Genomic DNA, 12,340 nt, shown 5'->3' with positions numbered 1-12,340 from the left:
AGACCCGGGGTCCGACAGCGGGCCCAGGGCCGACTCGCAGCGGGGTCCGGAGGTCCGGCTCGCGCCTTCCCGGTATGGCCGGGGCGCGGGGATGATGTTCGCGTGATCCAAGACCTCCCGCCGTTGTCGTTGCCCCAGTACGCCGTGGTCCGGATCGGCTGTTCGCCAGAGGTGCCCGCCGAGATCGCCGGCGACCTGCGGCAGATCGGCATCCCAGCAGGGCTCATCGGCTATGAGTACCAACCCCTGACCGAGGCGACGCTGCTGAGCGGGGTCGGTGAGAGCGGGTCGGTCGTCTTTGGGACCAGCGGCCTGTACGGGCGGCTCGGCATCGATGTGGCTTCGCTTCGCGTCGTGCAGATCCCCAAGATCGAGTCCACGACCGCCTCGCATGTGAACAGGGACCTCAAGGCCTTCCACCAGTGCGTCGCAGCCATCATCGCCCGTTTCCCGTTCTACGAAGAAGGCGAGGAGGACAGATTCCAGGAGGTGGCGGACGAGCTTCGCCGGCTCCTCGCCACCCTCGATGACACCGCGCTCTCACACATCGGGTTGTGGGAGACCATGTGCGACGACGTGGCAATGGGCGACTACGCGAGCTGGGAGGGGGACTGAGTCACCTCAGGCCTCCAGGGTCAGGCCGGTGGTTGTGAGGCAGCCGTCAACGAGCTCTGGTGGGTACTGGATCCTCTTGAGCCGCCGTTTCACGGCTCGGGTGATCTGAGTGAGTTCCGCGGCGGTGAGGTTGCCGATCTCGCGTTTGACCAGTGACCAGATGCCCTCCACGGACGTCACGCCCGCCTGGCGCGGCGGCTTCCGGCTCGTCGACCGCGCGCCGGCCCGGGCGAGGCTGACCCCGGTCTTCGCGATCCCGGCCTGAGCCTTGCCGCTTCCCGGGGCGGGGACTCGTCGAGGGGAAATGTGCGGCCCCGCGGTGGCTCATCACCGCGGGGCCGCGTCCCCATGCCCGGGCAAGGGGCGTCCCCACACCCGCAGTGCTTGCCCGGTCAATGAAGTAGAACATTGAACGTAAATACGGGCAAGTAGCTTGAGTTGCCATCAATTCTTGAAGGCCGTCTTCGGGCGGGACAGCACCTTCGAAGGCGCGCGTGCCGGCCGGCCCCGGCACCGAAAGGCATCAGGCCCTGTGACGGATCACCACGCGAAACCGCGGTCGTGGATCGCCCGCAACCACGGTTCCCGGCAGGCGGGCATGCGCGCGAGCGTGCTCCGGAACGCGGGGAGGGACGGGTGGAACGGCGCCCGCGGGTGCGGCGGCAGCGGGTCGTCCCGCTCCACGCCCTCGGGCAGCCCGCCGACGACCGGAAGCCTCGTCCGGTGGGGCGGGAAGGCCAGTTCGGCCCAGATCCCGGCCTCGAGGGGCACGGCCACCGCGCCGCCGCTCGGCCGCCACACCTCGCCGGTCTGCGGATGGACCGGCACCAGCACCAGCCCCGCGGCCGGCTCGCCGAGCCCCGGCCCCGCCAGGTCCAGCCGCTGCCCACCCTCCCCGGCGGGCAGCAGCGAGGCGAGGGTCCGGCCGAGGAGCTCGGCGACCGGGCCGGGCGCCACCTCGACCGGCCCGCCTCCGACGGCCACCGCCACGTGGGCCAGTGCCACGCCCGCCGGGATGTCCTGGAACTCGCCCAGCCGACAGCCCAGCGCACCCTCGGCCGGCAGTTCCGTCCAGTCCATGACCGGTCGCTCCGGCGGGCCGGGCAGCCGAACCACCGCCCGCGGAAGGAGGCGGACCATCTGCCACCGGCCGCAGTCGTCGATCCGCGAGCCCACCGGCAGCCCGCAGCCCAGGCACGCGAGGTTCGGGCCGCCGCTCCCGTCGATCCCCAGGCAGTACCCCTCGGTCCGCTCCGGGACGAGCCCCGCACCGCGCACGTCGCCTGGTGCGAGCAGGACGGTGTCCGACGGTCCGTCCGACACGGACACGACCGGCGCGAAGATCCCCCGGGCCGCGGCCTCCTGCTCGTCGACCTCGTCCCACAGCCGCCAGGGCGGCCCGTACGGCTGGGGGTCGACGGCGTAGGTCCCCGCCTCCAGAAGCGGCGGGTGCAGCGTCTCCCAGTGGGTGTCGCACAGGTGGATCGGCAGTGCGACCCGCGACACCCCCACCGTCAGTGCCGATCCACAGCCCGCACACCCGAACACCGCCAAGCCGTCCCCTCCCGCCGCCGGAGCCTGCATCCCACCAGGCCACCGCCCGGGTGGCAATGCCTTTTCCCCGGCGGGCCGATGCCCGCACCGAAGAGTGGTTCACGCCGGTGGCTCGGCCCCCAGGAAGGCACGCACCTGCCCGACGAGCCTGCGCTTGTCCTCGCCGGGGGCGTGGCCGGTCGTCGCCTCGAAATGCCACTCGCCGCCGGGCAACCGGTCGCGCGGGCCCCACGTCAACCGGACGCGCTCTCCGTCGTGTTCGGCGGAGAGCGTCAGGTCGCGTTCGTTCCAGTGACCGGCAGGCGCGGACACCTCGGGGCCCGGTGCCGCGGCACCCTGTGGACGTCGCCCACGCGGCATCAGGTGGTACCGGTCGGCGGCCCGGAACACCACATCCGCCGGCCCCCTGGTGGCCGGCGGGCCCGGGTGCTCGAGTCTCCGGAGTCGCGGACCGGCACGGCCCGGCTGCGGCCCGGACGGGGAGGTGAGCGTGGGCGCCAACTCCGGCGGGGGCACCGCGTGTGTGATGTGATCGCATGGGGGCGCGGTGACGTGCCCCGAGAGCGTCCCGACAGGAAGGTGCCGTCATGAACGACCGGGTCAGTCCCGTCCGCCGCACTGAGGGGATCAGCGTCCTCGGGGGCCCCACCACAGTGATCGACGTCGGCGGGCTGCGCCTGGTGTCGGACCCCACCTTCGACGATCCGGGCGACCACGGATACCTCACCAAGACCGCGGGGCCGGCCGTCGGCGAGGACGCCCTGGGAACGGTGGACGCCGTCCTCGTCAGCCACGACCTCCATCCCGACAACCTGGACACCCGCGGCCGCGCCTTCGCCCTCGGGTCGCCCCTCGTGCTGACCGGCCCCGCCGCCGCACGGCGCCTGGGCCCTCCGGCCCAGGGGCTCCCGGCCTGGGAGAGCGTGGAGCTCCCCCGCCCTTCCGGCGGCACCGTCACCGTCCTCGCCGTCCCCGCACAGCACGGTCCCGACGACGGTGAACGCGACGAGCAGGGGCATGTGAACTGCGAGGTCACCGGCTTCGTCCTGACGGGGGACGGGCTCCCGACCGTCTACGTCAGCGGTGACAACGCCTCGCTCGCGGTGGTGGCGGAGATCGCCGGGCGGGTGCCGCCCGTCGACGTGGCCGTCCTGTTCGTGGGCGCGGCGCGTGTGCCGTCGAAGATGCGCGGCAGGCCACTGACGCTCACTGCGCAGCGGGCCAGTGCCGCGGCCGCGGTGCTGGGGTCGCCGGTGGTCGTGGCCGCCCATTGCGACGGATGGGCGCACTTCAGCGAGACCCGCTCCGACATCGAGCGGGCCTTCGACGACGCCGGCATCGCCGGCCGGCTGCGCACCGCGGGCAACGGCGAGTGGATCGACCTGGGCCACCCGGTCACCGCGCGCTGACCGGGGCACGGATCCCCCGTCTGACTTTAAATGGCGCACTCAGCCGTGATAGTTTCTGCCCCGGCAACGGGACAGGCCGCACCGGCGTAGACGACCGGTCACTTTCATCCTGTGGTGATCCGCTCGGCGCCGCTACGGGCAACGCGGCGGCCGGCGGCCTGTCCCGCTGTCCCTCAAAGGGCGAGCCGGAGAAGAATTCTCGTGCGGGGATGTCGAGAACCCGTGACCCGCTCCGTCCCCGGGGTGAAGGCGGCCACAATGGGTCGCACCGGCACCGAGGAGCCCCACGATGGCCAAGTACCTCCTGCTCAAGCACTACCGCGGCGCACCGGCCGCGGTGAACGACGTGCCCATGGACCGGTGGACGCCCCAGGAGATCTCCGACCACGTCCAGTACATGCACGACTTCGCCGCCCGCCTGGAGAAGACCGGCGAGTTCGTCGACGGCCAGGCGCTCGCCCCCGAGGGCGCCTGGGTCCGCTACGACGGCGAGGGCCGCCCGCCCGTCACCGACGGCCCCTTCGCCGAGACCAAGGACCTCATCGCCGGCTGGATGATCATCGACGTCGACACCTACGAACGCGCCGTCGAACTCGCCGGGGAGCTCTCCGCCGCCCCCGGCGCCGGCGGCCGCCCCATCCACGAGTGGCTCGAGGTCCGCCCCTTCCTCACCACCCCGCCCACCATCACGGAGTGACCGCCAGGGCGGGGCGTACGCCCTGGTCGCCCGCGCCGCCCGGCGCCCGCGATCTCCTGCCCGGATGCGGGAACTCCCGCGCGGAATGCACACGTTGAGCGGTTGACCACGGGCTGGTCCGGGTCGACGGCCAGCGCATCGCGCGACAGTCAGGGAGGGTTCAGCACATGGACGACATCTTCGGGGAGATCGTCGAAGAGATCGTGGAGGAGACCGCCGAGGAGATCGGCGGGGAGGCCGCCGAGGACATCGTCGAGGGGCTCTTCGACTGACCGTGGACCCCACGGCATGCGGCGGCGGTCCGGCCGCCGCCGCATGCCGGGCGCACTGCGAGGCCGGGGCGGCGAACGCCCGGTCAGAAGGCCGGTTCCGGCCGGTCGTCCGGCGCCGCCGCCGAGAAGGGGGCGTGGCGGACGTACCACTCGGTGCCCAGCACCCGCTCCCGCGCCTCCGCGCGCAGGCCGGCGATCAGCCCCGGCAGTCCGCCGCGTTCGACCTCGCTGCGGTGCGCCAGCACGGCCGCGGTCTTCTGCGTCAACCAGGGACGGACGTCGACGGTCGCGGTGACCTCTTCGTCCGGCACGGCGTACACGGCCCTGCGCGCACCGATCACCTCCCTCAGCGAGGCCAAGGCCGAGTGCGGATGGGTGGCCAGGTGGAGGGAGCGCGGGCGCCAGGGAGGGCCGGCGTCGGGGTGGAGCCGGCCGAGCGCGGCCGCGTGGACGGCGAGCACGGTCACCCGGTGGGTGTGCACGTGGTCCGGGTGGCCGGGCAGTCCGCCGTAGGCGTCGTGGGTGACGACGACGTCCGGGCGGAACTCCCGGATGTGCGCCACCAGCCGGCGCACCGCCTCGTCGAGCGGCGCGTCGCAGAACCTCGGGGAGCCGGGGGCCGACGCGGGCACCCGGGCGTCGGCGTAGCCGAGCATCCGCGGTTCACCGGCGCCGAGGATCCGCAGCGCGTCGGCGAGTTCCGCCGCGCGTGCGGTGTCCGCGGCCCAGGTCGCCGTGACGACCGCGGTACGGGCGCCGGCGGCCGCGCTGCGGGCCAGTACCCCGCCCGCCGACAGCGACTCGTCGTCCGGGTGGGCGAAGACCCCGAGCAGGCTCGGCACAGGCATGGACGGACCGCCTTCCCTCGGGCTGCGGGCAGCGGCCCGAGGGAGCAGGCGCCTTCCGACGTCGTCCGCTCCGGTGGGCCGCCTCACCCCTCGCGTCGATGGTCCCAGGGCGTCACAGGAGCGCGTCGAGGACCCACAGCTCGGCGAGGTGGAAGAGGAGGGCGCCCACCGGCGTGAGCGCGGCGCACAGCCAGTAGCGGCGCACCCCGGCGCGGGCCAGGGAGACGGTCAGAAGGGCGGTGAGCAGCGCGCCGACGGCCAGGAAGACGGTCGCCTCTCCCCAGTAGTGGAGCGTCAGGCCCAGCCAGAGCCCCTCCCCCGGCACCACCGTGCCGATCACGGCCCCCGCCACGGCCCGTACGTCACCCCGTCCGTGCCGCGCGGTCCATCCGGCCCACCCCAGCAGCGGCCCTCCGGCCAGCCCGGCCAGGCCCCACACGGCGGCTGTGCCGAGTCCTCCCGCGCCGAAGGTGTCCCCGAGCGTGGACGCCGTGTAGTAGCCGGCGCACGTGGCGAGCATCATCGCCGCTCCGGCCCAGGCGGCAAGCGGCCGTGAACGTATCAGGGCGCCGGCCGCGGCGGTCCAGACGATCCACGTGGAAGAGGAGTTGGTCGCCCGCTCGAGCAGGGGCGTGGTGCCGTGCAGGCCGTAGGTGGCCCAGCCGAGCAGCAGCCCGAAGACCACGGTGACGGCCGGGACGACGACGGCCTCACCGCGTCGGCCGGGGCGGGACGCGAGGGATGCGGTAACCATGATGACGCGCACTATACAAGCCGTCTATACACGCAATGTATAGCGGGACAGGGGTGACGGCACTGCGCAGGGCGGACTCACGGCACCCCGGCCGGGCGTGGCACGCTCCCCCGGGCACTGTCCATGTGGTGCGCCCGGATGAAGACGAACAGCCCGGCCACGATGTCGTCCGACAACCCGGCCAGCACCGAGTCCGGCGAGTCGTCGGTGGAGTGGGCGATGGCCTCCACGAGACGGGCGAGGTCGCCGACCGCGGCAGCCTCCACTCCCCTCGGGTCCGTACGGTCGTCGGCAGTCGGTCGGCCGGTCATGCTCCTCCTCCGGTGGGGGCGGGTACCCGCGTCCACCCGCGGGCCCTGCCGCCACATAGACGAGGCCGCCCGCGCGGGTGTGACAGCCCGAGGGCCGCCGCCGGCGCACTCGACCGTGCCGGTTTCATCGCCAGTCGAGGCTTTTCGACCCCATCCCGCGTGGCGCAAAGGTGACTTGTCCTGTGAACGACAGCACGACGGGGCTGACCTCGAGGAACACCCACGTCACGCTGCCCCCATGAGTCACATGAACATCAGATGGCGGGTGGGCGTCACCAGCCCCCGGCCGCAGCTCGTGGCGGCGACCGCTCTCGCAGCCCTGCTGGCGGGACTCGCCGTGACCCCCGGCGCCGCGCACGGAACCGAACCCGGCGACGCGGCGGCGCGGCCCCAGGCCGCCGGCGTCCCGCCGACCGCCCGGCAGCAGGTCACCCTCATCACAGGTGACCGGGTCACGCTGGAGACGGACCCCTCCGGCAGGCAGAGCGTGTCGGTCGAGCCCGCCGAGGGCCGCGAGCACATCCGGTTCGTCAAGCGTCAGGACGGCGGGAAGTGGACGGTCGTACCCGTCGACGCGCTGCCGCTGCTCGCCGCGGAGCGGCTGGACCGCGCGCTGTTCGACGTCTCGGCCCTGGTGAAGGGGAAGTACGCGGAGCGCGGGAGCCTGCCGCTGATCGTCCAGTACACCGGTGCGGCAGGCACCGCCGAGCGGCGGCTGACCGCGGCGGGCGCCGGCGAGGTGAACGCCATCGCCGGGACCTCCTTCGCCACGGTGTCCGAACGCCGCCGGAACGCGGGCGCGTTCTGGAGGGGCATCGCTCCCGGCACGGCCGACGCGACGGTCCTCGGCGCGGGTGTGCGCCGGATCTGGCTCGACGGTCGCGCCAAGGTGCAGCTCGACACGACGGTGCCGCGCATCGGCGCGCCGCACGCGTGGGAGAAGGGCCTGACCGGGGAGGGGGTCAAGGTCGCGGTGCTGGACACCGGCTACGACCCGAACCACCCGGACCTGAAGGGGCTGGTGGTGGACTCGGCGAACTTCACCGGTGAAGCGGACGCCGCCGACGGCCACGGCCACGGCACCCACGTGACCTCGACGGTGGCCGGTTCCGGTGCGGCCTCCGGAGGCCGCTACAAGGGCGTGGCACCGGGGGCACGGATCCTCGCGGGCAAGGTCTGCACGGCCGACGGCAACTGCGACGACTCCGCCGTCATCGAGGGCCTCGCCTGGGCCGCCCAGCACGGCGCGAAGGTGATCAACCTCAGCCTGGGCGACACGGACACCCCCGGGACCGACGCGGTGGAGGCCATGGTCGACACCGTGACGCGTGACCACGGCGCGCTGGTGGTGGCCGCCGCGGGGAACAACGGGGCGGGCAGCCGGGTCTCCTCGCCGGCCTCCGCCGACCGGGCGCTGGCCGTCGGCGCCGCCGAGGCCGACGACGACCGCGCGGAGTTCAGCTCGGTCGGCCCGCGCACCGGCGACTCCGGCCTGAAGCCGGACCTCATCGCCCCCGGGGTGAACGTCACCGCCGCCATGGCCGGCGGGACCACCGCCGAGGACGGCTACGTCGCGATGAGCGGCACCTCCATGGCCACCCCGCACGTCGCGGGCGCCGCCGCCATCCTCTTCCAGCAACACCCCGACTGGACCCCGGAGCAGGTCAAGCGGCGGCTGATGCAGACCACGGACGGCGCCAAGGAGCGCGGCGCCTACTACCAGGGCGCCGGACGCGTGGACGTCGCCCGCGCCGTCGACCAGCAGGTCACCGCCGACACCACCGCCCTCGACTTCGGCCTGGTCCAGTGGACCGACGACGTGCGGAACCCGGTGAGCCGGACCATCACCTACCGCAACCCGGGCACCGCCCCCGTCACCCTGCACCTGACGCACAACGCCGGCCGCGGCGTCCGCGACGAGCCCGCCCCCCAGGGGCTCTTCCGGCTCGGCGCCGACCAGGTCACCGTGCCCGCCGGCGGCACCGCGGACGTCACCCTCACCGTGGACCCGCGGACCACCACCGAGTACGCCGCCTACAGCGGCGTGGTCCGCGCGACCACCGCCGACGGCGGCGTGTCGGTCCGCGTCCCGTTCGGCATGGACCTGGAGCAGCCCTCGCACGAACTGCGGCTGACCCTCAAGGACCGCGCGGGCAAGGCCCCCGCGTACGCCTACCTGCTGATCGACTCCGCCGACGGCGGGACCTACGAGCGGGAACTGCTCGGCGAGGCCGGCACCACGCTGCGCCTGCCGAACGGCACCTACTCCGTGAGCGGCTTCTTCTTCGACGCCGACTTCACCGAGGCGACCGTCGTGGGCGTCCCGAAGGTCGTCACGACCGCCGACCGTTCGGCGGTCATCGACGCGCGCGCCGCCGAGCCCGTCACGATCTCCGCCCCCAGCCGCACCGCCCGCATCCTCTCGACGGAGATCGGCACCATCAGCCAGGGCGACGAACTGCTGTCCGTCACCGTGAACGACGCGGTCGGCGACGACCACGTCGAGCACCTCTACGCCACTCCGACGGCCCGGCACAAGGACTCGAAGTTCACCTACCTCGTCAACTCCGTCTGGGGTGAGCCCGCCACCGGCGGCGGCAACCCCCCGTCCGCGTACTACCTGACCCGGCCCGTCCACGGCGCCATCCCGGCCGACCCCGGCTACCGCCCCCGCAGGTCCGAACTGGCGCAGGTGAACACCACCTTCGCCGCCACCGCCCCGGGCACCACCGCGACGCGCCTGCTCTACATGTACGTCGACGACGTCCGTTTCGCCCTGCAGCGGATGGACGGGCTGCGCGTCCCGGACCGGCGCGTCGACTACTTCTCGGCGGCCGACGGTCTGAGCTGGCAGACCGGCTTCGACCAGTGGAACATCTTCGACCCCGACAGCCCGCGCGGGCAGATGTACCTCGGCACCCTCCGCGGCTACCGGAGCGGGGCCGCGTTCGAGGAGCGCTGGAACCAGGGGGTCCAGGCGGTCGGCTTCTCGCCCGAGTACATGGACACCTTCCGCGACGGCGACGACCTGTGGATCGGCGTCCAGGACGCCGCCAACGGAGGCATGGACCTGGTGGCCGGAACGTCGACCAGCCGTGAGCCGAAGTGGGAGCTGTCGCGCAACGGCGAAGCCGTCCCGGACTTCTACGGCTTCGCGACGGTCCCGGGCGACCCCACCCCCGCCGACTACCGCCTGACGCTCGACCAGGACCGCGACCTGGCCCCCGTCAGCTCCGTCTCCACGAAACTGCGGGCCGAGTGGCGGTTCCGGTCGCAGACCACGGCGACCCCGCAGACGCTGCCGCTGTACGCGGTGCGCATGGCCCCGGAACTCGACGAGTGGAACCGCGCCCGGGCGGGGCGTGAACTGCGCATCCCGGTCCTGATCCAGCGCCCGGTCGGTGCCGCCAGGATCGCGATCCGCACCTTCACCACCGAGGTCTCCTACGACGAGGGCAGGACCTGGCGCCCGGCGAAGGTCACCGGCTCCGGCACCGAGCGCACGGTGACCGTCGACCACCCGCGCCACGCGGCGGGCGGCTCGGTCAGCTTCCGCACGTACGTCAAGGACGCGGCCGGCAACACCTTCAAGCAGACCGTCGTCAAGGCCTACCTGCTCAAGTAGCCCTGCACGACGCACAGGCAGGGCCCACCGGTTCCGACTGGCGGGCCCTGCCGCCGTGTTGTGCGGGCGGGCCCGCTGCGCCCGATGGCCATGACGAACTCGAACGGGACGTGGTCGGCGCTCCACGAGGTCGGCGCGCTCGTGGGGAAGGCGTCCCTGGCGGCCGCGACCACGCCACCGTTCTGCCGGCGCAGCAGGGCCTCAAGGGAGCCGGGGAGTGTGACGCCCAGCGCGTGCTCGGCCTCCGCGACGGCCCGGCCGGTCAGGGGCGGCTGCGTCCCGTGCGGGTCGCCGGGGTCCCAGAGGGAGCGGAGGAGGTCTTCGAAGCGTGCCATGGCCGGAATCGTAGGAGCCGCGGCCGCTGCTCCGGCGCGTGGTCCGGGAGCGGCGGTATTTCAGTAAAGTCCTTGCATGCTGCTTTTCCACTTCACGCGGCCGGAGCGGTGGCCGCTGATCCTGGCAGACGCAGAGCTCAAGGCCACCTGGCCGACGGATCAGGAGGACCTGCCGGAGCTGGCGCGGAGCGTGCACCTCACGTCCGACCCCAGCCCCGCCTCGCTCCCGGAACCCTTCCGGGACTGCACGGTGCGGTTCACCGTCGAGGTGCCGGCGCCGGAGGCGCAGCGCTGGCACGCCTGGGCGGGGACCAGGCTGCCGGCCCAGACCGTCCACGTGCTGACCGCGACGCACTTCGGTGAACGCCCCGACGAGTGGTTCGTCGTGGAGCGGGCGATCCCGTCGGCGGAGTGGGTGTCGGTCGTCGACCTGCAGGTGCAGAAGCCGCTCTGGCCCGGTCCGTAGGACCGGCGGCGCGCACGCGCCTGACGCGCCCGCGCCGCTCGCCGAGGGAAGCATGGGACACCGGCACTACGCAAAGGCCCGTCGCGCGTGCATGCTGGTGATTGCCGGCGGAAACGGGGGGCCAGTGGGAACGACGACTCATGGCGTGGCGCGCGCCCGCGCGGGATCGGCCTTGGCCGCGGCCTTCGTCCTGCTGCCCCTGGTCGGGTGCGGGCTGGCCGGGGCCGGTGTCGTCCCGGAGGGCGCGATCGCGCTCGGCCTGTTCCCGGCGATCGCGGGCGTCGTCCTTCTGCCCGCTTTGTGCGAGGAGCGACCCCCGTTCCGGCACTCGTCGTCGCGTCTGACCGCGCGCACCCTGACCGGCGAACGGTCGGTCGACCTCGACCGGATCACCGGCGTCCGGCTCCTGACGTCCTTCTCGGTCGGCGGCGCGCAGCGGACCCTGCTGGTGCGCGACGCCCACGGTGTGCGCCTGGGACTCACGACCGAGCGAAGCCGCAGGAAGCTGCGCCGGGCGATCGAGAAGGCGGAGGCGAACGCCGCGCGAGGAGTCCCCGCGCCCCGGGTGAGCCGAGCCGCCCGGACCTTTCTGGGTCTCGCCCCGGGGCGTGGTCTCGCCCTCCACACGACCCTCGTCTTCCTGCTCGTGACGGTGTCCGGGAGCCTCTACGTGGCTGCTGCGCTGCGGCTGGGCGGGCAGTAGACCTCGTCATACGATCTGCGGGCGCGAGGCCTTCGTCGGGACGTCACGGACGGAACGGTGCGGCATCCTCACCCTTCATGGGCACGGTAGTTTGGCCCTCGTGAGGGAACGTGGACCAGTCGCCTGGCCGCCTGCTCCGATCAGGACCGAGCGGCTCGTGCTCCGCGAGTCAACGGCCCGTGACCGTGCGGCGCTGATCGAGCTGTTCGCCTCGCCGGAGGTGGGCGCGTACATCGGCGGTGCCCGGCCGCGTGACGAGCTGGAACGCGAGGTGCCGGAAGTGCCCGGGCGGCGCCCCGGCTTCTTCGTGGCCGAACTCGACGGAGCGGCGATCGGCATCGTCACGCTCGACCGGCACGCCCCGGAGCGCCCGGGTCACGTCCGTCCGGAAGACGGGCAGGCCGCCCTCGGCTACATGTTCCTGCCGCATGCGTGGGGGCAGGGTTACGCCGCCGAGGCATGTTCGGCGGCGCTCCGATGGTTCGCCGACACGCACCCGGGCGCACCCGTGGTGCTCACCACCCGGACCGCCAACGCCCGCTCGATGGGCCTCGCGGCGAAGCTGGGGTTCACCGAGGTGGAGCGGTTCGAGGATTACGGCGCCGAGCAGTGGCTCGGCGTCCGGTCCCCGGTCACGCCGTCCTGGAAGTCCGTTCGTGGAGCGACGACGTCGACGTGACGCCGGTGGCCGCGTTTCGCCGGTTGCGGGCACGTCCCTGATCCGGAACGACCAGTGCCCCACGGGCTCGGC

At 73.2% G+C, this 12,340-nt stretch carries 13 protein-coding genes and 1 pseudogene; 7 read left to right on the top strand and 7 right to left on the bottom strand.

Translation table 11 applies throughout. The features are described 5' to 3' along the window. Window positions 1-102: 102 nt before the first annotated feature. Entirely contained in the window at window positions 103-615 is a 513-nt protein-coding gene (locus tag ABZ479_RS04585; protein WP_500459861.1) for an SUKH-4 family immunity protein, read from the top strand. Window positions 616-621: 6 nt separating this feature from the next. On the opposite strand, the pseudogene ABZ479_RS04580 reads toward ABZ479_RS04585, so the two are convergent. The 3 genes and pseudogenes from ABZ479_RS04580 to ABZ479_RS04570 all read right to left on the bottom strand — a co-directional run. Beyond that, a pseudogene (locus ABZ479_RS04580) lies at window positions 622-783 on the bottom strand (IS630 family transposase); the annotation flags it as partial. A gap of 372 nt (window positions 784-1,155) precedes the next feature. After that, the gene (locus tag ABZ479_RS04575; RefSeq protein ID WP_500459859.1) at window positions 1,156-2,121 is read right to left on the bottom strand and encodes a hypothetical protein; all 966 of its coding nucleotides are present in this window, start codon (window positions 2,119-2,121) and stop codon (window positions 1,156-1,158) included. 147 nt (window positions 2,122-2,268) lie between these two features. Continuing rightward, window positions 2,269-2,481 (bottom strand): DUF6228 family protein, encoded by a 213-nt coding sequence (locus ABZ479_RS04570; RefSeq protein ID WP_500459858.1) that lies wholly within the window; start codon window positions 2,479-2,481, stop codon window positions 2,269-2,271. Window positions 2,482-2,756: 275 nt separating this feature from the next. Here ABZ479_RS04570 and ABZ479_RS04565 point away from each other — a divergent pair, with 275 nt between their 5' ends. Next, entirely contained in the window at window positions 2,757-3,578 is an 822-nt protein-coding gene (locus ABZ479_RS04565; RefSeq protein WP_500459857.1) for an MBL fold metallo-hydrolase, read from the top strand. Window positions 3,579-3,867: 289 nt separating this feature from the next. Next, complete coding sequence (locus ABZ479_RS04560) at window positions 3,868-4,275, top strand: YciI family protein (protein WP_499600362.1); 408 nt, start codon at window positions 3,868-3,870, stop codon at window positions 4,273-4,275. Window positions 4,276-4,630: 355 nt separating this feature from the next. On the opposite strand, the gene ABZ479_RS04555 is transcribed toward ABZ479_RS04560, so the two are convergent. The 3 genes from ABZ479_RS04555 to ABZ479_RS04545 form a co-directional block, all read right to left on the bottom strand. Further along, on the bottom strand, window positions 4,631-5,395 hold the full coding sequence (locus ABZ479_RS04555; protein ID WP_500459856.1) for a PIG-L deacetylase family protein: 765 nt from the start codon (window positions 5,393-5,395) through the stop codon (window positions 4,631-4,633). A gap of 112 nt (window positions 5,396-5,507) precedes the next feature. Next, window positions 5,508-6,149, bottom strand: a complete 642-nt coding sequence (locus ABZ479_RS04550) for a DUF6518 family protein (protein ID WP_500459855.1) — start codon at window positions 6,147-6,149, stop codon at window positions 5,508-5,510. A gap of 77 nt (window positions 6,150-6,226) precedes the next feature. Then, a complete protein-coding gene (locus ABZ479_RS04545) occupies window positions 6,227-6,460 on the bottom strand; it encodes a hypothetical protein (RefSeq protein WP_500459854.1) in 234 nt (77 codons plus the stop codon). 238 nt (window positions 6,461-6,698) lie between these two features. Between ABZ479_RS04545 and ABZ479_RS04540 the strand changes: the two genes are divergently transcribed. Beyond that, complete coding sequence (locus ABZ479_RS04540) at window positions 6,699-10,085, top strand: S8 family peptidase (protein ID WP_500459853.1); 3,387 nt, start codon at window positions 6,699-6,701, stop codon at window positions 10,083-10,085. Here the strand turns inward: ABZ479_RS04540 and ABZ479_RS04535 are convergent. Continuing rightward, entirely contained in the window at window positions 10,070-10,420 is a 351-nt protein-coding gene (locus tag ABZ479_RS04535; protein WP_500459852.1) for a hypothetical protein, read from the bottom strand. The two genes, ABZ479_RS04540 and ABZ479_RS04535, sit on opposite strands and share 16 nt — an antisense overlap. Before the next feature lie 76 nt (window positions 10,421-10,496). Here ABZ479_RS04535 and ABZ479_RS04530 point away from each other — a divergent pair, with 76 nt between their 5' ends. From ABZ479_RS04530 to ABZ479_RS04520, 3 genes are all read left to right on the top strand, one after another. Next, window positions 10,497-10,886: a hypothetical protein gene (locus ABZ479_RS04530; protein ID WP_500459851.1), complete on the top strand. Its 390-nt coding sequence runs from the start codon at window positions 10,497-10,499 to the stop codon at window positions 10,884-10,886. A gap of 172 nt (window positions 10,887-11,058) precedes the next feature. Next, a complete protein-coding gene (locus ABZ479_RS04525; protein WP_500459850.1) occupies window positions 11,059-11,589 on the top strand; it encodes a hypothetical protein in 531 nt (176 codons plus the stop codon). Window positions 11,590-11,689: 100 nt separating this feature from the next. Next, on the top strand, window positions 11,690-12,268 hold the full coding sequence (locus ABZ479_RS04520) for a GNAT family N-acetyltransferase (protein ID WP_500459848.1): 579 nt from the start codon (window positions 11,690-11,692) through the stop codon (window positions 12,266-12,268). The last annotated feature ends 72 nt before the right edge of the window (window positions 12,269-12,340 follow it).

The sequence above is a fragment of the Streptomyces sp. NPDC005722 genome (genome assembly GCF_040630935.1).
Lineage (GTDB): Bacteria > Actinomycetota > Actinomycetes > Streptomycetales > Streptomycetaceae > Actinacidiphila.
The sequence above is the reverse complement of the archived record's forward strand: the minus strand, read 5'-3'. Positions and strand labels throughout refer to the sequence as shown.